This is a genomic window from Phyllobacterium brassicacearum (genome assembly GCF_003010955.1).
Taxonomy (GTDB): domain Bacteria; phylum Pseudomonadota; class Alphaproteobacteria; order Rhizobiales; family Rhizobiaceae; genus Phyllobacterium; species Phyllobacterium brassicacearum.
In genome coordinates this window covers 265,094-283,360 of the sequence record NZ_PGGO01000001.1, presented here as the reverse complement: position 1 = coordinate 283,360, position 18,267 = coordinate 265,094, and the positions used below count along the sequence as shown (strand labels likewise).

The 18,267-nt window shown below is 58.6% G+C and carries 21 protein-coding genes; 11 read left to right on the top strand and 10 right to left on the bottom strand.

The genetic code is table 11. From position 1 onward, the window contains the following. Positions 1-41: 41 nt before the first annotated feature. Together CU102_RS01410 and CU102_RS01405 are read right to left on the bottom strand one after the other, a co-directional pair. Positions 42-467 carry an SRPBCC family protein gene (locus tag CU102_RS01410; RefSeq protein ID WP_106709168.1) on the bottom strand — a complete coding sequence of 142 codons (426 nt, stop codon included), beginning with the start codon at positions 465-467 and terminating at the stop codon, positions 42-44. Further along, positions 464-787, bottom strand: coding sequence for an ArsR/SmtB family transcription factor (locus tag CU102_RS01405; protein ID WP_106709167.1), 324 nt, complete (start codon positions 785-787; stop codon positions 464-466). The genes CU102_RS01410 and CU102_RS01405 overlap by 4 nt, the downstream gene beginning before the upstream one ends. A 143-nt stretch (positions 788-930) precedes the next feature. Here CU102_RS01405 and CU102_RS01400 point away from each other — a divergent pair, with 143 nt between their 5' ends. From CU102_RS01400 to CU102_RS01385, 4 genes are read left to right on the top strand one after another with little or no spacing between them, the layout of a single operon-like run. Further along, positions 931-1,260, top strand: a complete 330-nt coding sequence (locus CU102_RS01400; protein ID WP_106709166.1) for an ArsR/SmtB family transcription factor — start codon at positions 931-933, stop codon at positions 1,258-1,260. Further along, complete coding sequence (locus tag CU102_RS01395) at positions 1,257-1,736, top strand: SRPBCC family protein (protein ID WP_106709165.1); 480 nt, start codon at positions 1,257-1,259, stop codon at positions 1,734-1,736. The genes CU102_RS01400 and CU102_RS01395 overlap by 4 nt, the downstream gene beginning before the upstream one ends. Positions 1,737-1,789: 53 nt before the next feature. Continuing rightward, the gene (locus CU102_RS01390) at positions 1,790-2,542 is read left to right on the top strand and encodes a DUF899 domain-containing protein (RefSeq protein WP_106709164.1); all 753 of its coding nucleotides are present in this window, start codon (positions 1,790-1,792) and stop codon (positions 2,540-2,542) included. 14 nt (positions 2,543-2,556) lie between these two features. Next, entirely contained in the window at positions 2,557-2,970 is a 414-nt protein-coding gene (locus tag CU102_RS01385; protein ID WP_106709163.1) for a GFA family protein, read from the top strand. Between the two features lie 15 nt (positions 2,971-2,985). On the opposite strand, the gene CU102_RS01380 is transcribed toward CU102_RS01385, so the two are convergent. Beyond that, on the bottom strand, positions 2,986-3,885 hold the full coding sequence (locus tag CU102_RS01380; RefSeq protein WP_106709162.1) for a LysR family transcriptional regulator: 900 nt from the start codon (positions 3,883-3,885) through the stop codon (positions 2,986-2,988). Between the two features lie 103 nt (positions 3,886-3,988). Between CU102_RS01380 and CU102_RS01375 the strand changes: the two genes are divergently transcribed. Next, positions 3,989-4,978: a zinc-dependent alcohol dehydrogenase family protein gene (locus CU102_RS01375; RefSeq protein WP_106709161.1), complete on the top strand. Its 990-nt coding sequence runs from the start codon at positions 3,989-3,991 to the stop codon at positions 4,976-4,978. A gap of 9 nt (positions 4,979-4,987) precedes the next feature. On the opposite strand, the gene CU102_RS01370 is transcribed toward CU102_RS01375, so the two are convergent. The 6 genes from CU102_RS01370 to CU102_RS01345 all read right to left on the bottom strand — a co-directional run bounded on the left by CU102_RS01370 (position 4,988) and on the right by CU102_RS01345 (position 8,908). Next, positions 4,988-5,713: an amino acid ABC transporter ATP-binding protein gene (locus CU102_RS01370; protein WP_106709160.1), complete on the bottom strand. Its 726-nt coding sequence runs from the start codon at positions 5,711-5,713 to the stop codon at positions 4,988-4,990. Beyond that, positions 5,691-6,350: an amino acid ABC transporter permease gene (locus CU102_RS01365; RefSeq protein ID WP_106709159.1), complete on the bottom strand. Its 660-nt coding sequence runs from the start codon at positions 6,348-6,350 to the stop codon at positions 5,691-5,693. Before CU102_RS01365 ends, CU102_RS01370 begins: the two co-directional genes overlap by 23 nt. Further along, on the bottom strand, positions 6,347-7,018 hold the full coding sequence (locus CU102_RS01360) for an amino acid ABC transporter permease (protein ID WP_106709158.1): 672 nt from the start codon (positions 7,016-7,018) through the stop codon (positions 6,347-6,349). Before CU102_RS01360 ends, CU102_RS01365 begins: the two co-directional genes overlap by 4 nt. A gap of 64 nt (positions 7,019-7,082) precedes the next feature. After that, positions 7,083-7,835 (bottom strand): transporter substrate-binding domain-containing protein, encoded by a 753-nt coding sequence (locus CU102_RS01355; RefSeq protein WP_425351506.1) that lies wholly within the window; start codon positions 7,833-7,835, stop codon positions 7,083-7,085. Positions 7,836-8,075: 240 nt separating this feature from the next. Further along, on the bottom strand, positions 8,076-8,555 hold the full coding sequence (locus CU102_RS01350) for an SRPBCC family protein (protein WP_106709157.1): 480 nt from the start codon (positions 8,553-8,555) through the stop codon (positions 8,076-8,078). Then, a complete protein-coding gene (locus CU102_RS01345; protein WP_106709156.1) occupies positions 8,552-8,908 on the bottom strand; it encodes an ArsR/SmtB family transcription factor in 357 nt (118 codons plus the stop codon). Before CU102_RS01345 ends, CU102_RS01350 begins: the two co-directional genes overlap by 4 nt. 172 nt (positions 8,909-9,080) lie before the next feature. Here CU102_RS01345 and CU102_RS01340 point away from each other — a divergent pair, with 172 nt between their 5' ends. Both CU102_RS01340 and sbmA read left to right on the top strand, forming a co-directional pair. Beyond that, the gene (locus CU102_RS01340; RefSeq protein ID WP_106709155.1) at positions 9,081-10,241 is read left to right on the top strand and encodes a YbfB/YjiJ family MFS transporter; all 1,161 of its coding nucleotides are present in this window, start codon (positions 9,081-9,083) and stop codon (positions 10,239-10,241) included. A gap of 159 nt (positions 10,242-10,400) precedes the next feature. Then, positions 10,401-11,654 (top strand): peptide antibiotic transporter SbmA, encoded by a 1,254-nt coding sequence (gene sbmA / locus CU102_RS01335; RefSeq protein WP_106709154.1) that lies wholly within the window; start codon positions 10,401-10,403, stop codon positions 11,652-11,654. A gap of 1,071 nt (positions 11,655-12,725) precedes the next feature. On the opposite strand, the gene CU102_RS01330 is transcribed toward sbmA, so the two are convergent. Then, positions 12,726-13,763 carry a polysaccharide deacetylase family protein gene (locus CU102_RS01330; RefSeq protein ID WP_106709153.1) on the bottom strand — a complete coding sequence of 346 codons (1,038 nt, stop codon included), beginning with the start codon at positions 13,761-13,763 and terminating at the stop codon, positions 12,726-12,728. A 149-nt stretch (positions 13,764-13,912) separates the two neighbouring features. Here CU102_RS01330 and CU102_RS01325 point away from each other — a divergent pair, with 149 nt between their 5' ends. From CU102_RS01325 to CU102_RS01310, 4 genes are all read left to right on the top strand, one after another. Further along, on the top strand, positions 13,913-14,494 hold the full coding sequence (locus tag CU102_RS01325) for an NnrU family protein (RefSeq protein ID WP_106709152.1): 582 nt from the start codon (positions 13,913-13,915) through the stop codon (positions 14,492-14,494). Between the two features lie 134 nt (positions 14,495-14,628). After that, positions 14,629-15,309 carry a tetratricopeptide repeat protein gene (locus CU102_RS01320; protein ID WP_106709151.1) on the top strand — a complete coding sequence of 227 codons (681 nt, stop codon included), beginning with the start codon at positions 14,629-14,631 and terminating at the stop codon, positions 15,307-15,309. A gap of 14 nt (positions 15,310-15,323) precedes the next feature. Beyond that, the gene (gene der, locus CU102_RS01315; RefSeq protein WP_106709150.1) at positions 15,324-16,793 is read left to right on the top strand and encodes a ribosome biogenesis GTPase Der; all 1,470 of its coding nucleotides are present in this window, start codon (positions 15,324-15,326) and stop codon (positions 16,791-16,793) included. A 224-nt stretch (positions 16,794-17,017) separates the two neighbouring features. After that, positions 17,018-18,172, top strand: coding sequence for a cell wall hydrolase (locus CU102_RS01310; protein WP_425351505.1), 1,155 nt, complete (start codon positions 17,018-17,020; stop codon positions 18,170-18,172). Positions 18,173-18,267 lie beyond the last annotated feature (95 nt).

Sequence of the window (18,267 nt, the reverse complement as noted above, 5' to 3'; positions counted from 1 at the left end):
TTACCTCCTTTTAAAACGACCCGGAGCCGACGCGACGGCCTTCATTCCGCCCGCGCCAGGACTTTCTCCAGGTTTGCGAAGAACTCCTTCCACCCGCTCTTGGCGCCTCCATAGGCCTGCTTCTGATCCGGACGGAAGCCCTTTTGCTCCATGCGCAGGTGAGTGCCGGTATTTGTTGGGGTCAGCGTAAAGGTCACCACACTCCTCAGATTGTAAGCGGCATCGTCGTGCATGAAATTCCAGGTGTACGACAGTGTCCTGTGCGGCTCGATGGCGACGACCTCGCAGTCCAGCACGCCGCCCCAGTCTCCGCGAAGATTGAAGCGGTGGCCCTCGACTGGCTTGAAGTCGTTCTTCATGAGCCACTCTTCGATCAGGTGCGGTTGCGTAAGCGCGCGCCAGAGCTTTTCCGGCGGATAGGGCATCTCCCGCTCGACAATGACGGAGAGCGTTTCGGTTTGGTTCATTGATCCATCCTTTTGAGCAGATCTTCGAGATGGTCAAACCGGGTTTCCCAGAACCCGCCCATCTGTTTTGTCCAATCGATAAGCGGAGCCAGGGCACCAAGCCGCGCGCTATAATGCGTCTGGCGGCCTTCGTGCCGGTCGTTCACCAGCCCGGCGCGCTTCAGGACCCCAAGATGCTTTGAGACCGCGGGCTGCGAGACTCCGGCCTGGGCCGTCAGCGACCCGACCGTCTGCTCTCCTTGGCGGCACAGCCGTTCAAAGAGAGCCCGCCGGGTCGGATCGGCGAGCGTTCTGAACAGTATGTCGTGGGCATCCGGCATTGGAACATATAACCCGTTGGCTATTGATCTGACGTATAACCGACGGGATATATGTTAGTCAAGCAGGAGCGACACCCCGAAAGGTGCGCAACACAAACAAATTAGCATTGACTAATGAATTAGTATTCGCTAATCATTGGCGTATGACCGAAGCTGCAACCATTACCGCCGTCATGCGCGCCCTTGCCGATCCCACCCGGCGGGCCGTGTTTGAACGCGTAGCCAGTTCCGACGAGATCACCGTGGTCGAGTTGACCCGGGGGAGTGGCGTAACCCAGGGCGCCATCTCCCAGCACCTCAAATCATTGAAACAGGCTGGTCTGGTCGCTGAACGCCCCGACGGCCGGAATGTCTATTATCGCGCCGAGCCTGAAGGGCTCGAACCGCTTTTCGACTGGATGAGCCACTATGGCGTCTTCTGGCGTGAGCGGTTTACCAACCTGCGCACCCTCTTGAAGGAGATCGATCCATGAACAACGCCGCATTGAAGAGCCGCACGCAGGATATTGTCGTCGACGAAATCTTCCCGCATGCGCCGGAGACGATCTGGAAAACGCTGACGAGCGGCGAACTCATGGCCCGCTGGATAATGGAGCCGACAGGATTCGAGCCTGTCGAGGGCAATCGCTTCACGTTTCAGACAACTGCATCCGGCCCTTGGGATGGTGTCATACATTGCCAGGTTCTGGAGGTGATCCCAAATGAGCGCTTCACCTACGCCTGGAAAGGCGGGCACAAGGACAACGTCGGATACGGCTCACAGCTCGACACCGTGGTTACCTTCATCCTCTCCAAAGTCGAAAACGGCACGCGTCTTCGGCTTGTCCATTCCGGCTTCGTGCTGCCGAAGAATGACACTGCCTACAAGAACATGAGCGATGGCTGGAGGAAGGTTGTCCGCAACCTCGACGCAGTCGCGGCGGAACAGGACTCATCCAAAAAGCATTGATTGGACAGATGCGACGATCTTTCGGGGGAATGGTACAACGAAGGAGAAGAGCTATGACGAAGCACATGACCGGCACCCGTGAAGAGTGGCTTGCTGCCCGGCTCGAACTGCTCAAGCAAGAGAAGGAGCTGACGCGGCAAAGCGACGAGGTGGCGCGACGACGGCAGGAGCTGCCATGGGTCCGCATCGACAAGGATTACCGCTTCGAGACCGACGCGGGGAGCGCTTCGCTGAAGGATCTTTTCGGCGGACGCTCGCAGCTCCTCGTCTACCACTTCATGTTCGGTCCTGACTATAAGGCGGGGTGTCCGTCCTGCTCGGCAATCGCCGATGGGTTCAACGGCATTGTCGTTCACCTGGAGAACCACGACGTTGCCTTCACGGCAATCTCGCGCGCGCCGCTGGCCAAGCTGCAGGCCTACAAGCAGCGATTAGGCTGGACGTTTCCTTGGGCGTCCTCGTTCGGCGATGACTTCAATTACGACTTCAGTACCTCGTTCACCGCGGAGCAACAACGCGAGGGCATTGAATACAACTACGTGCGGGAACCGAAGCTGGAAGCCGCCTCGGGGGGAGACGACCCCTTCGCAGCCATGTCCGGAACTGACTCCGACACGTATACGCGTGAGCGGCCGGGCATAAGCGCATTCGCCCTCGAAGATGGTGCCGTCTATCACACCTATTCCGCCTATTCGCGCGGTGTGGATGGCATCTGGGGCATGTACCAGTGGCTCGATCGCGCACCCAAGGGACGCAACGAACCCGACGTTTGGTGGCGCCGTCACGACGAGTACAACAAGGGCTGATACGGGAGAAACAAATGAGCAAGGCTTATACCGGCGGGTGCGCCTGCGGCGCAATCCATTATAAAGTTTCGGTAGAACAGGTGGTCATGAACGACTGCCAGTGCCGCGACTGTCAGCGGCGCAGTGGCACAGGGCACGGTTCCTACCTGACTTTCGTGGATGCAGACGTGAAGCTTGAGGGCGACGCAAAGCATTGGGAAGTCGCCGGCGAGAGCGGCAATATGAAATCGCACGCCTTCTGTCCCACCTGCGGGTCACCCGTCTATCTGACCTTCGCGGGCATGCCAAATCTTTTCACCGTCCACGCAGCGAGCCTGGACGATCCTGGCCTGTATCAGCCGCAAATGGTGACGTACCGCATACGCGGTCACGCCTGGGACCATACCGATCCCGCCCTGCCGCATTTTGACAAGATGCCGCCGATGTAGGCCGAGCGCGCGGCGTCACGCCATTACCTTGGGCAGGGCGGACGCCAGCGCATCGACAGCGAGGCGGACCTTCAGCGGCAAATGCGGTGTCCGCAGCCATAGCGCGTAATTGTCGAAGACATAGGCCGGCTCGTCCGCCAAGAGGATCACAAGCGCGCCCGCTTCGACGCGCTCGCGAATGAGCCAGGATGGAAGCCAGGCAAGCCCCATTCCGGCGGTAGCAGCATCGGCGATCGCGTCGAGATCGTCGAGCCGCAGCCGGTTTGGGGGCGTGACCTCCGCTGGCCGCTGGCCATCGCGCGGAAACAGCCAGGGGTGAACCCAGCCCGGCCGGCTATAGATGACGGCGTGATGGCTGCCGAGATCCCCTAACTGCTGAGGCTGGCCGTGCATATCCAGATAAGATGGCGATGCGCAGACGAGCATGCGGTGGCGCGCGATGCGGCGTGCAATCACCCCGGCTCTGTCCTCGAGAGCGCCGGTCCGGATGGCGAGGTCATAACTACCCTCTGCAAGATCAGTGATGCGGTCGCCGAAAAACAGGTCGAGTTCCAGGGCAGGATATTTCTGCGCAAGCTCAAGCAGGATAGGGGCGACGCAGCGCCGGCCGAGGAGTGCGGGCATGGTCACCCGCAGGCGTCCGCGCGGTTCTGACAGTTGATCCGCCGCGAGGTCGTCCGCTGCATGCGCCTCGGCAAGCACAATGCGGCAACGCTCATAATAGACGCGCCCGAAATCCGTCAGGCTCTGGTGACGTGTGGTCCGGTTGAGAAGACGCACGCTGAGGCGCTCCTCAAGAAACCGCACGTGCTTGCCGACCATCGGTCCGGACAGGTCGAGCGCCGCCGCGGCCGCCGCAAACGAGCCGAGATCGACGGCCTTTACATAGACAGCCATGCTCGTGAGGCGATCCATATTCAAAACTCCTGGTTTCTACTGCTCTGCCCATAGCGCTATTTATCCAAAGAATGCCCGCTGTCATAGCTCATTCAGTCCAAATGATTTGGAGTTGTATCAGATGGCGCGTGTTGTTCGCTTTCATGAGCATGGTGGTCCCGAGGTCTTGCGCATCGAGGAGATGGAGGTTCCGGGACCGGGCCGGGGCGAGGTTCAGATCAATGTCAGGGCGTTGGGTCTCAACCGGGCGGAGGCTCTGATCCGTTCCGGCTCCTATATCGAGACGCCGCCTTTGCCATCCGGGCTTGGCCTTGAGGCAGCAGGGGTCGTCGCGGCAGTCGGGGAGGGCGTCCGCGATTTCGCGCCGGGCGATGCCGTCAGCGTCGTGCCGCCGCTGTCGATGGTGCGCTGGCCCGCCTATGGCGACGTTGCTACCTTTCCGGCGGAACTTGTCGTGAAGCATCCGCCATCGCTCCGTTGGGAAACGGCGGCCGCCGTCTGGATGCCATATGTCACCGCCTACGGTGCACTGATCAACATCGCCAAGCTCAGTAAGCCGGACTTTGTCGTCATTACCGCCGCATCGAGCAGTGTCGGACTTGCTGCGATCCAGATTGCCAACATGGTTGGGGCGACCCCGATCGCCGTCACCCGGACATCTGCCAAGAAACAGGCACTGCTTGCGTTCGGCGCGGCCTATGTCATCGCCTCAGCGGAGGAAGATCTGGAAGCGCGGCTGAAGGAGATCGTGGGTCCGGGCGGCGTACGGGTGGCGTTTGATGCGGTTGGCGGCCCGGCGTTTGAGCCGCTGACTGCTGCGATGTCGCGGGGCGGCATCCTCATTGAATATGGCGGGTTGAGCCCGGAACCGACACCTTTCCCGCTGTTCAGCGTGCTGAGCAAGAACCTCACGCTGCGCGGCTACCTCATCCATGAGATCGTCAGCGATCCGGCGCGCCTTGAGGCTGCCAAGGCGTTCATCCTCGACGGGCTGGAGTCGGGTCAGCTCAAGCCAGTGATTGCCAGGACCTTTCCGTTCGACCAGATCGTCGAGGCCCACCGCTATCTGGAGTCGAACGAACAATTCGGCAAGATCGTCGTGACGGTCTGACCGGCTAACCTAATGCACCCCTAGAAACTGCTTTAGTTCCGGTGTCTTCGGGTCGGCAAAGACCTCCTCCGGCTTGCCGATCTCATGCACCCGGCCCTGGTGCATGAAGACCACCCGGCTGCAGACGTCGCGGGCGAATTTCATTTCATGCGTGACCATCAGCAGCGTCATGCCCTCCGACGCGAGTTCCCGCACGACACCGAGAACCTCTGCCACGAGTTCCGGGTCGAGCGCCGAGGTGATCTCGTCGCATAGCAGCGCGATCGGCTGCATCGCCAACGCCCGTGCGATAGCCACGCGCTGCTGCTGGCCGCCGGACAGTTCGTCGGGAAAGGCATCGTATTTATGGCCAAGGCCGACACGCTCAAGCATCTTGTGCGCCATCGCTTCGGCCGCGGCCTTGGGCGTCTTCTTGACCACCATCTGCGACAGCATCACATTGCCGCCTGCCGTCAGATGCGGAAACAGATTGAACTGCTGGAAGATCATGCCGACCTTCAGCCGCAGCGCCTTGAGATGGAGCTCATCCGGCAGCAATTGCGCGCCCGCAACGGAAATCGAGCCGTCGTCGATCAGCTCAAGGCCGTTGATGCAGCGCAAGAGCGTTGATTTACCGGAGCCGCTCTTGCCGATGATGGCAATGACTTCGCCTGGATCGACATCGATGTTGATGCCCTTCAGAACCTCATTGGCCCCGAAACTCTTGCGGACTTCAGTGATTTCGATGAGCGACATTGAGCTTCCTTTCCAATACCTGGCTGCTCTTTGATAGTGGCCAGCACAGCGCGAAATAGATGAGCGCGACGAGTCCATAGACCATGAAGGGCTGGAAGGTCGCATTGGTCACGACGGTTCCGGCCTTTGAGAGCTCGACAAAACCGATGATCGAGGTGAGGGCAGTCCCCTTGATGACCTGAACGGAGAAGCCGACGGTCGGGGGGATCGCAATCTTCAGCGCTTGCGGCAGGATCACGTAGCGCATCTGCTGCACATACCCCATGCCGAGGCTCGATGATGCCTCCCACTGGCCCTTGGCGATCGCTTCAACGCAGCCGCGCCAGATCTCGGTGAGGAATGCAGCGGACCAGAGGATCAGCGCAACGCCCGCCGCCAGCCAGGCGGGGACGTCGATGCCGAAAAGACCGAGCCCGAAGAATGCCAGGAACAATTGCATCAGCAGCGGCGTGCCCTGGAACAGCTCGACATAATATTTGGCGAATAGGCGCAATACGCGCCTGCGTCCGATGCGCATGAACAGCAGGAGCGTTCCTACCAGAGCGCCTCCAATGAAGGATACCAGCGACAGAACGACTGTCCATCGCGCCGCCAGCAGGAGGTTGCGGACGATGTCCCAGAGCGAAAATTCGATCATCGGCCGCTCCTCCGCGGGAAAATGAATGAACCGGCCGCAATGAGCACCTGCCGCAGCAGGATCGCCAGCACCAGGTAGATTGCCGTCGAGACGAAATAGGCTTCGAAGGCCCTGAAGGTGCGGGACTGGATGAAATTGGCGGCAAATGTCAGGTCTTCGGCAGCAATCTGCGAAACGACGGACGAACCGAGCATGACGATGATGACCTGCGAACAGAGCGCCGGCCAGATCCGCTGCAGCGACGGGACAAGGATGATATGACGGAAGGTCTCGAACGGCGTCATGGCAAGGCTCGCCCCCGCTTCGAATTGCCCGCGCGGCGCCGCCTGGATTCCCGCCCGGATGATCTCGCAGCTATAAGCACCGAGATTGATGATCATCGCCAGGTTGGCCGCCTGCAATTCGCTCATCTGCAGGCCGAGCGACGGTAGGCCGAAAAAGATGAAGAACAGCTGGATCAGGAACGGCGTGTTGCGGATGAGTTCCACATAGGCCGTTACCGGCGGGCGCAACCATTTCGGCCCCAGGCTTCGAACCCAGGCACACGCGATACCGAGCGCTGTGCCCGCAACCGCGCCGACTGCGATCAGCTGGACGGTAACGAGAATGCCTTTCAACAGCACGGGCCAGTACTGGGCCAGCCAGGCATAATCAAACATGTACTTCAAGTGGAACCCCCGTCCGCTCGAGAGGATGGGCGCCCCGCATCAGGGGGCGCCGAGCGATGGTCTTTCAGAGGTCGGCCGGGATGCCGGCGCCCAGCCATTTCTGCGCAATGCTGTTCAGCGAACCATCGGACTTTGCGGATGCAATGACGGCATTGACCTTTTCGAGGAGCGCCGGCTCATTCTTGTTGAGGCCGATATAGCAGGGAGAATTTTTGATCAGGAACTTCAGCTCCGGGCGCTTTGGCGGGTTCTTGGCAAGGATGGCCGCTGCAACCACATTGCCAGTCGCCACGACTTCGACCTGGCCGGAGAGGAAGGCGGAAATCGTACCATTATTGTCTTCATAGCGCTTGATCACCGTGTCGCCGGTGGCGATCTTGGTCAGTTCGAGATCCTCGATGGCGCCGCGCGTCACGCCGACTGTCTTGCCGGAGAGATCTTCAGCTTTCGATACGGCGATGGTCTCTGGCGCAAAGACGCCGTTGAAAAACGGCGCATAGGGTGTTGAAAAATCGATGACTGCTTCGCGTTCTGCGTTCTTGCCAAGACTGGAAATCACCAGATCAACCTTGTTGGTCTGCAGATAGGGAATGCGGTTGGTGCTCGTTACCGGCACCAGTTCGGTCTTCACACCGAGTTTCTGGGCGATCAGGTTGGCCATGTCGATGTCATAGCCCATGGGCGCCATGTCGGTGCCAACGCTGCCGAAGGGCGGGAAGTCCTGCGGCACTGCCACACGCAGTGTACCGCGCGCCGTGATATCGGCGAGCGCGTCGGCATGCGCGGCCTTGGGCGCCAGCATGGGCGTCATCATCATGACCGCGGCACCGAGGGTGAGGAGAAATTGTCTGCGCTTCATCTGCATGTTTCCTGTTCTGGCTTGTTCTCAGGATTTGTTGAAGCAAGTCCCATGCCAAACATCCGGAACATTTGCATGCGGGCGAACAGATCAATGAAACTGCCGGTTGCAGCTAGTACACACACCTCGCCGCGACAGGCGAGGTGCTGGTTTCGTCGGCAGTCCTGCACGATTGCCTAAGACTTGAGCAGTCAATGGTCATATCGTCTTGACGTAGGCCACCATCTGGTCGAGCACTGTACCCCAGCCGTCGAAGAAGCCCATCTCCTCATGCTGCTTCTGCGTTGCCTCGTCGCGGTGCATCGCCATCGCGGTGTATTTCGTGCCATTTCCATGGGCTTCCAGCGTGATGATCGCCGTGAGGAAGGGCTTTTCCGCAGGGCGGTATCCGGGTAAGAGAGCATCGGTCCACACCAGCCGCTCATTCGGAACGATCTCCAGATAGCAGAAGTGGTTGATCGCTTGTTCGCCGTCTGGTCCGTTCATGATCGTCCGGAAAATGCCGCCGGGCCGCAAGTCGATCTCGCAGTCAGAGATAAACCAGGGTTTCGGAGTGAACCATTTGGCGACATGCTCGGGCGTCGTCCACGCCTTCCACACCAGTTCGCGCGGCACATCGACAACCCGTTCGAGCACGAGGTCGAGCTTGGGATTGGGTACAATGGGAGCTTGTGTCATGCGTCTTTCTCCTTGAGTTCAATGAGATAATCGTCGAGTTGATCGAGGCGGCGCTCCCAAAGCGTGCGCTGTGTGGCCAGCCAGTTCTCCGCGAGTTGCAGGGGTTCAGGGACGAGCGAATAGGTCCTGACCCGACCAGCCTTTTTTGAACGCACAAGTCCGCTTCCTTCGAGAACCTTGAGGTGCTCGACGAAGGAGGGCAGGGCCATCTCGAAGGGCTCGGCAAGTTCGCTCACCGATGCGGGGCTGCGGGTCAGGCGCTCCAGCACATGGCGGCGCGTTGGGTCGGACAGGGCGCGGAAAATGCCGTCGATAGGGGGTAGGCTTGGCGCCGCATTGAGGGCAGGTTCCATATGGTTTGATCCCTTCTTATCCTTGCAAAATATTACTTAGGATAAAACCTAAGTAATTGCAACCGCACCCGTCAGCGATTCCACAGGCAAAGCCCCAATCGATCACTCGAAATTACCAAACGATCAAATTTATTGGCTTGTCACTGGTCCGGGCGGCGATAATGTCCGGCGCATGAATCCTCCCAGTTCCAATCCTGTCCGGTTTGCCCTCGGCGGTCTCGTGGCAATGGCCATCGGCATGGGTATCGGCCGATTCATTTTCACGCCCATCCTGCCCGGCATGATGACAGAACTTGGCCTGACGCCAGGCGATGCAGGGATCATCGCCTCGGCCAATTATGTCGGCTACCTGCTCGGAGCCATCATCGCCGGCTTCGGCTGGGCGTCTGGGATCGAACGCACGCTGGTGTACCTGTCGCTTGCCGCGAGCGCGGCGCTATGTTTCGCCATGAGCGTCAGCGATGGCGTTGTTGTGTTTTCCGTCGTCCGGTTCTTCGCCGGTGTTGCCAGTGCCTTCATGCTGGTCTTCACCGCAACCATTGTCTTCAGTCACCTTGCTGTCGCCAATCGCCAGGATTTGCAGGCGGTACACTTTGGCGGTGTCGGCTCCGGCATAGCTCTTTCCTCCCTGCTGGTCGCATTCAGTTCCGCCAGCGGCTATGGCTGGCGGGAAAACTGGATAGCGGCGGCGATCCTGTCAGCGCTCGGGCTTCTCGCCGTTCTGACATTGATCAGACAGGGACCGGTGCGCGGCGGTGCAGCGGCGACAGAGCCGCCCGTCACCTGGACGTCGGACTTCGTCAAGATCAATGTCGCCTATGGCATATTCGGCTTCGGCTACATCATTACGGCAACCTTCATTATCGCGATTGTGCGCTCCAGCCATGGCGGAGCCTGGATGGAAGCGCTGGTCTGGCTGCTGACTGGTGCTTGCGGTGCAGTCTCCGTCTGGCTATGGACGCCGCTCCTGCGCAAGGTCGGCCCATTCGTCGCGCTGGCGCTTGGCTGCGCGGTGCAGGCTGTTGGCGTCGCTGCGAGCGTGGCTCTGCCGTCGCCCGCTGGTCCGTTGCTGGGCGGTATCCTTCTCGGACTGACATTCATCGTCATCACGGCGTTCGGGTTCCAGGCGGGACGCGTTCTCCTGCCGCACTCGCCGCGCCGGGTCATGGCGGTGATGACCGCGGCATTCGGCATCGGCCAGATCATCGGTCCGCTGGTTGCAGGCTATCTCGCCAACATCACCGGAGACTTCACCTTCGCCACGCTCACTGCAGCGGCGAGCCTTGTCGTGGCAGCATTCTTCGCTTTTTCAGCCGGGCGCCATCAGGGTTGAGGTTGGCTATTGAGCTGCTTGCACCTGCCGACGTGCAGTCCGATATCAAAGATTACAGCAATTTAATTGCCGCTGTTCACTCTTTGCCCAAATCGTGCTGTTAAGTTCAATTCAGAGCAACTCCGAATTGCGACTTTTCACCCCGAGGGATCTACCAACGTGTTTATTTCATTCTTTCCCAAGCCAAAGCTCTTCTTCATTTCTGCCGTGCTTTGGTCATTGGCGGCCGTGCTGTTCTGGTTCTTTGCCGGGCGTGATTTTGGCGCCTATCTTGGCATGCCGCCTGCGGCGCCGGATGTGCCGCCCGTCGTGGGTATCGCGATTTTCGCGACCAAGCCATTCATCTGGTTCTACATTTATTACACGATCTGCGTTGCAATCTTTTACGCGTTCTGGTCGTGGTATTCTCCCCACCCTTGGCAAGCATGGTCCATTCTCGGTTCAGCGCTGATCCTGTTCATCATCTACTTTCAAGTCCAGGTCGACGTCGCGATCAACAATTGGTACGGCCCTTTCTGGGATATGGTGCAAGGCGCCATGGCGAAGACGGCGCCGATCACCATTGATCAATACTATACCGGCTTTGCCACCTTTGCCGGCCTTGCCTTTGTCGGCGTCTTCGTCAGCGTGCTGACGGCGTTCTTCGTCAGTCACTACATCTTCCGCTGGCGCATCGCCATGAACGGCTACTACATGGATCATTGGAGCAAGCTGCGTCACATTGAGGGTGCCTCACAGCGCGTCCAGGAAGATACGATGCGGTTCTCCACGATCATGGAGGGATTGGGCACCAATTTCGTGCAATCCATCATGACGCTGATAGCGTTCCTTCCGGTGCTTTTGCACCTCTCAGTCAACATCACCGAATTGCCGTTCTTTGGGCACGTCCCCAATGCTCTCGTTGTGGCGGCCATCTTCTGGTCGATCCTCGGTACCATCACAATTGCTGTTGCAGGCATGAAGCTTCCCGGGCTGCAGTTCCGCAACCAACGCGTTGAAGCCGCCTACCGTAAGGAGCTCGTCTACGGCGAAGATCATGATGACCGCGCGCAACCGGTGACAGTGCGCGAGCTCTTTGACAATGTCCGCCGGAACTATTTCCGCATGTACTTCCACTATGTCTATTTCAATGTGGTCCGCTACATGTACGGGCAGGCGAACGGCATCTTCTCGTTCCTGATCATGGGCCCCTCCATCGTGGCCGGGAAGATCACGCTCGGCCTCATGAACCAGGTGGCCTTTGCGTTCTCGCAGGTGACGTCGTCGTTCCAGTACCTTGTGACGTCGTGGTCGACGATCGTCGAACTACTTTCGGTCTATAAGCGCCTGCGTGCTTTCGAATCCGTTATCTATGACGAACCCTTGCCCGAGATTGACGAGCGTTATCTCAAGACGCAGTCCGAGGACGCTTGATATTTCAACCCCGCGAGCGGCGGTCACATCCCGCCGCTCGTGTCTTCATACTCATAATTTCCCAGCCTCAGACGAGCTATGGACATGCATAATGTTGATGCGCCAAAGGTATCTGTGGGGAAGATAATTATTCACGCCACCAGGTAGGAGTTTTCAGCACTTCTTCCTAGCCGCAGCCGCATTTTTTACGTGCTGCCTGACCCAGTTCACTTGGATGGTCGCGGGCGTTGATAGAGGCTCGGTAGCTTGCCCGCAGAGTAAGGTTGCACACCGAGCCCCGTCGAACTCAAGATCCGACAATGCACTGTCGTCCTGCGGACAATTTGAGTCAAATCACAACAAAACTCGAAACGCCACAATATCGGAGAAAGGCTCGGCGGAGCTGGTGATTGTGGTCTGGGTCTCGACGCCGAGCCTATGCCGTTAACGGGCACATTCGAAATATCTAGTTATTTCCGATATTTAACAATAAATCGTGGTTTCGATAATAGGAGTGATGACCAAAGGATTTGGAGTGATGACCAAAGGCCCGACCGCTAATCGGGGCAGCGGTCGGGTGCACTGACCTGGATGGGGACTTGGGGAAGGGCCAGTCACCAAAGGCTGCTCCTGCATGGTTAAGAAATGATTAAGCGTTCCGAGAGAAGTGTCGGGCTTCTAAAAGAGACTTGGCCCGCGGACCAAGTCTCTTGAAGCATCTCCGTACCTACTCGCCTAAGTAATTACGGTGAGACTTCAACTGATGACGGATATCGCTTGTGGACAACGCCATCAATCGCTTTCACGTTACTTAGAATAGAAGATTGTGCAATGCACAATCTTCCCCGATCTGCACGTCATCGATCAAGCGTAACCCAAAGGTCACAGAAAGGATCATCTACTAACGAAGTCGGAGCGGCTGGAAGGGCACTGATGCCCCAATTTTGTGACGTGAACGGAAGCAATCTGGACAAGTCTTGTTGAAATGTTTGCTTTTAGCGCGAAGCGGGCATTCTTGTGAAAGTGGAGAGTGTCCAATGGAACGTCTTTGCGATGAGGTAGATAATGCGCCAGCTGACCCCGGGAGAATTTTCACATCCCGCCGCTCGATGCCGGCAGCCTCAGATCGGCGCCTGCAACGGGCGTCACCGCACCCGTTTCCTTCAGATATTCGCTATAGGTTGTGCATCGCACGTCCGGCTTCGTGCAAACTTCGGTGGTAAAGCGCTCCAGCGCCCGCCAGTAGGCATCGCCGTTCATCAGGGTAAAATGCAAGCCGATCTGGAATGGTATGCGCTGACCCTCATATTGCCGTTCGAACGCGCCCTTGAACGCGGTATAGGCGCGGGTTTCGAACTCACCCAGATGATCGGTGCGCTCAAAGCCGCCGGAGTGGCGAACGAAGAGATTGTAATCCATGGCGATGACAGGCCGGTTTTGCGGACCTTCACTGATGGTCGGCAGCCCGAACTGATATAGTCCGTTTGCCCGGATGGGCAGGGCCGGGCCCTTCGAAACCCCGCTTCCGTCAAAAACATAGGCTTGGTTTTTCAAAGCCGCCAAGAGGGCAGGGTTCTCTGAAAGATAGGGCGCGCGAAACCCGCGGATTTCTTCTGTAACGAAAGGTTTCCAGCCCTCCGGCTCCGGATCGCTGCCATATTTACTCCAGGCCTGGCTCAGAACCTGTTTGTAGGTGGTCAGCTCACGTTCCCAGTCGGATTTTGACCAGGCCTTGCCGTCAAAATGGCCGCAGGCATGGCTGGCAATTTCGTTGCCCTCATTGCGGGCGCGCCAGATATTGTCCAGCCGTTTGGCAATATCCGCTTTGGAGGTGGCAAAGCCGATATTCGAGCGGCCGGGGGCTTCGCCCGGTGCCTGATAGGATTTGCGGTCGTCCCGGTTGATCAGGAACACGCAGGACAGAAAATAGGTGAACTTGGCGTTGGAGCGCTGGGCGAGTGCTCTGCTGCGATCCCAAAGAGCATTGCTGCCGGAATTATCGAACGAGATCAGCACATATTGCGGCTTGGCGCCGATCGAGCCGCGCAGCTCCGTGCCGCTATTCGCAAATGCGGGCGCAAATTGCGACAAGGCGAGGGTTGCTGCGAGAGTTGGGCAAATCGAACGCATGATAATTGGACCGGCGGTCTGGGAAGTGAAGCGGAGTCGCTACAGGTGAATTGTGGCGATGATCGGACGCGGCGATCCACCGCAAGCCTTATACCTTCTAACATGTGCCGCATGGGTCTATCTTCGCGCCAGCATTGAGGAGGGCGATCATGCTGGTACTGATTCTTGGGATCATTGTTTTTCTTGGAATTCACTCGGTTCGCATCGTCGCCCCGGAATGGCGCCTCGCCAAGATGGAGCAATGGGGCGAGAATACATGGAAGGGCCTCTACTCGGTCATCTCGCTCGTCGGGTTCGGACTTCTCGTCTGGGGCTATGGCATGGCCCGACCCGATGCACCCATCCTTTACGAACCGCCGGCATGGATGAAACACATCGCCGAATTGTTGATGCTGTTCGCCTTTATTTTCCTCGGCGTTTACATCGCCAGGCCCGGCAGAATGAAGCCGGCACTGAAGCATCCGATGCTCATTGCCATCAAGACCTGGGCGCTGGCGCACCTCCTGGCCAATGGTGACCTCGCCTCTCTTATCCTGTTTCTCTCGTTTCTGGCTTGGGCCGTGGCTGATCGCATCTCCATCAAGCGGCAGGAGCGGGCGGGCCTCGCGGCTCCCTATATCGTACCAGGTCCGGCCTCCAACGATGTCATCGCGATTGTTATCGGTGTCGTGCTTTACGGGCTCTTCGTGTGGAAATTGCACGAGCTTTTGATCGGTGTATCGCCAATGTAAGGCCTATTTTCAAGTTAGGTCTTACATCTCGTAAGTTTTCCGACTAAAAGCGCGTGAACTCTTTGCGCGGGCGGCACCAGCTGCGCCGCGTTTTATCAATTGATCTGATGGCGCAAGGCTATCCACGAGGCACTATGACTGACGACGGCTTTTTCCGTGAGGTAAATGAGGAACTGCGTTCCGACAAGGTGAAGGCGATCTGGACCCGCTATGGCTCGCTGCTCATTGGCGCTGTGATTGCCATCGTTGTCGGCACCGGCGTCTTTGCCTTCTACGAATACTGGACGGAAAAGCGGGCTTCGCAGTCGGGCGACCAGTTTCTCGCGGCCCTCAATCTCGTCCGCGACGGCAAGAACGACGAGGCGCTGAAAACGCTTGAACAACTGGAGAAGGATGGCTACGGCGCCTATCCGGTGCTGGCGCGCATGCGCGCCGCCGGCGTCATCGCCCAGAAGGGCGATCTGGCCGGCGCCGTCGCTGCCTTCGACAAGGTTTCCGCCGACACCTCGATTCCGCAGGCCATTCGTGATCTCGCCAAGCTTCGCGCGGCATTCATCCTGGTCGATACCGGCTCCTATGATGATGTGGCGAGCCGTGTCGAGGCACTGTCGTCCGACAGCAACCCGATGCGCCATTCCGCCCGTGAGGCGCTCGGCCTTGCCGCCTGGAAGGCCGGTCGCGGTGCGGACGCATCGAAGCTCTTCCAGCAGATCTCCGATGACGAGACGGCTCCAGCCAATGTCCGCCAGTTTGCCGACACGATGCTCGACATGCTGAAGAGCACCGGGGCAACGCCCGCTGCTGCTGCCGGTTGAAGGATATTGAGCTGATGAGCTTTACCCTTGCGATTGTCGGCCGTCCGAATGTCGGAAAGTCCACGCTGTTCAACCGCCTTGTCGGCCGCAAGATCGCACTTGTGGACGACCTGCCGGGTGTCACACGCGATCGCCGCGTCCATGCCGCGAAACTGTACGACCTGAAATTCGACGTCATCGACACCGCCGGTCTCGAAGAGGTCGATAGCGCCTCGCTCGAAGGTCGCATGCGCGCCCAGACGGAAGCGGCAATCGGAGAAGCCGATCTCATTCTCTTCCTCGTCGATGCCAAGGCAGGCATCACGCCAACGGACGTTACCTTTGCCGATCTCGCTCGCCGTTCCGGCAAGCCGGTCATCCTCGTGGCCAACAAGGCTGAAGCGCGCGGCGCCGAGTCCGGCATGTACGATTCCTATGCGCTCGGCCTTGGCGAGCCGTGCCCGATCTCGTCCGAACACGGCCAGGGCTTTCCCGATCTGCGCGACGCTATCGTCGATGCGATGGGTGAGGAACGGGTCTTCCCCGATGAACATGTAAAACCCAGCGCCGACGATTCCGTCGCCGTCACCATTCCGGCCACGCCCCGCTCCATGGACGATCTTGTCGGCGACGATATCGACGATCCGGACGCCGAGGATGTCCCGGCCTATGATTCATCGAAGCCACTGCGCATCGCCATTGTCGGCCGCCCGAATGCCGGCAAGTCGACGCTCGTCAACACTATGGTGGGTGAGGAACGGCTGCTGACCGGTCCAGAAGCCGGTATCACCCGCGATTCCATCTCCGTCGACTGGGAATGGAATGGCCGGAAGATCAAGCTCTTCGATACGGCCGGACTGCGCCGCAAATCCCGTGTTCAAGGCAAATTGGAAAAGCTGTCCGTCGGCGATGCGCTGCGAGCCATCCGTTTTGCCGAAGTCGTTATCATTGTGCTCGACGCGACGATCCCGTTCGAAAAGCAGGATTTGCAGATCGCAGATCTGATTATCCGCGAAGGCCGCGCTCCGATCATCGCCTTCAACAAGTGGGATCTGGTCGAAAACCGCCAGATGGTGCTTGCCGACCTGCGCGAAAAGACCGAGCGGCTCCTGCCGCAGATCAGGGGCATCAGGGCCGTGCCGATTTCCGGCGAGCGCAATCAGGGCATCGACAAGCTCATGGCTGCCGTCGCCACGACCGACGAGGTCTGGAACCGCCGCATTTCCACCGGCCGCCTCAACCGCTGGATGGAAGGCGTCATCACCCACCATCCGCCGCCCGCCGTTGCGGGGCGCCGCCTCAAGATCAAATACATCACGCAGGTCAAGACCCGCCCGCCGGGCTTCGTCATCTCCTGCTCACGTCCGGAAGCGTTTCCGACATCCTATGTGCGCTACCTGTCCAACGGTTTGCGCGAGACGTTTGACATGCCGGGTGTGCCCATCCGCGTTGTCCTGCGCACCTCCGACAACCCCTTTGCCGGCCGGGCAAAGAAGAAACGTTAATCAATTTCTCCCATCCCTGTTAACTCTCCATCAAGGTTAATGCTTCATTTTTACGACCAGAATTGTTCGGTTGTGAGTGGGGTATCGGCGTGCGTTTCTCTGAGTTTTTGCGGGCATCGACTTCGCGGCTGAAGAACCGGACAAATCGGCAATATAAGGGGCCGTTAAAGCAATTCCAGGAAAAGTGCGAAGCGGTTTTCCGTCCGGAATTGCGTCAAGACAATGTGAAAGCGCAATTCCGTGGTTCGAAGAGAAACGCAATTGCTCTCGTCGGCGCAGCGATCTTTTTGTTTTCACCGACAATAACCGCATACCAGGACATGGCGAGCCTCTTGTCGGGGTCCGAGTCCGGTCAAGGTCGCTGGACTTCCTATCTGGAAAAGTCGCCTGCGGGATCGATCCAGAAGGCCAATATGTCGTTTGTCGATGAAACGGCGATCACTTCCAGCGTGCCCGCCAGCGGCGTCAATGCGCCCGGCATTGGCCGTATCGCTATCAATGGTTCACAAAAGTCCCCGGACGCAACACCCGATGAAGACCGTATCAATCGCGCCGAAAAGCAGGGCCGTATCGTGTCGGTCAGCAAGAAGGCGCCGCCCAAGGCGTTCAGTGCCGGCTCGATCCTGCAGCGTTCCAGCCTGCTGATCCGCCCCAGCCACGGCGTCGAAGTCGAGATGGCGTTTGCCAAACCCAAGATCGCGGGCAAGGAAATCCAGATCGCGCTTGCCTTCCACAAGCGGGCTCCTGAGAAGACAGCGGACGATATTGCGCCTATGCTGGCCGGCTTGGTCAACAACGATCAGCCGGACGTGCTTGCACTAGGCTATGCGCCTGCGACGCCGGACTATTCCAAGACCTCTCCCTTCGATTCAATCCTGAGCGAACCCAAAGAATCGGGCCGATTCGTCCCACAGCTCGGCAAGGGCGATCACAACTGGCTGGCGACCCCATTGCCGCCGGTCGTTTTCACAAAGGAAGAACAGAAATGCCTGGCGACAGGCATTTACTTTGAGGCGAGAAGCGAAAGCGTCAAAGGTCAGGCCGCCGTTGCCCAGGTCATTCTCAATCGCGTCCGCAACCCGGCCTATCCGAAGACCATCTGCAAGGTTGTTTATCAGAACAATGACTGGATCAACCGCTGCCAGTTCTCCTTTGCCTGCGAAGGACGCAAGCTCAACGTTACTGAGCCCAAGCAATGGAAAGTGGCGCAGGAAGTCGCGCTTGCAGTCACATCGGGACGCATCTTCCTTCCCGAAATCGGTTCGGCTACCCACTATCACGCGGTCTATGTTCGAGCCAATTGGGCGCACACAATGAAGCGCATCGACAGGATCGGTCAGCACATCTTCTACCGCACTTATGGCGGCGGCTGGATCTGATCTCATCCAACTTGGAAACAGGCGGAAAACTGCTATATTGTTCCTGGAGTGGGGAACGAGCTTTCGCCCGTCCCCCGTTCCTCATAAATGGAATT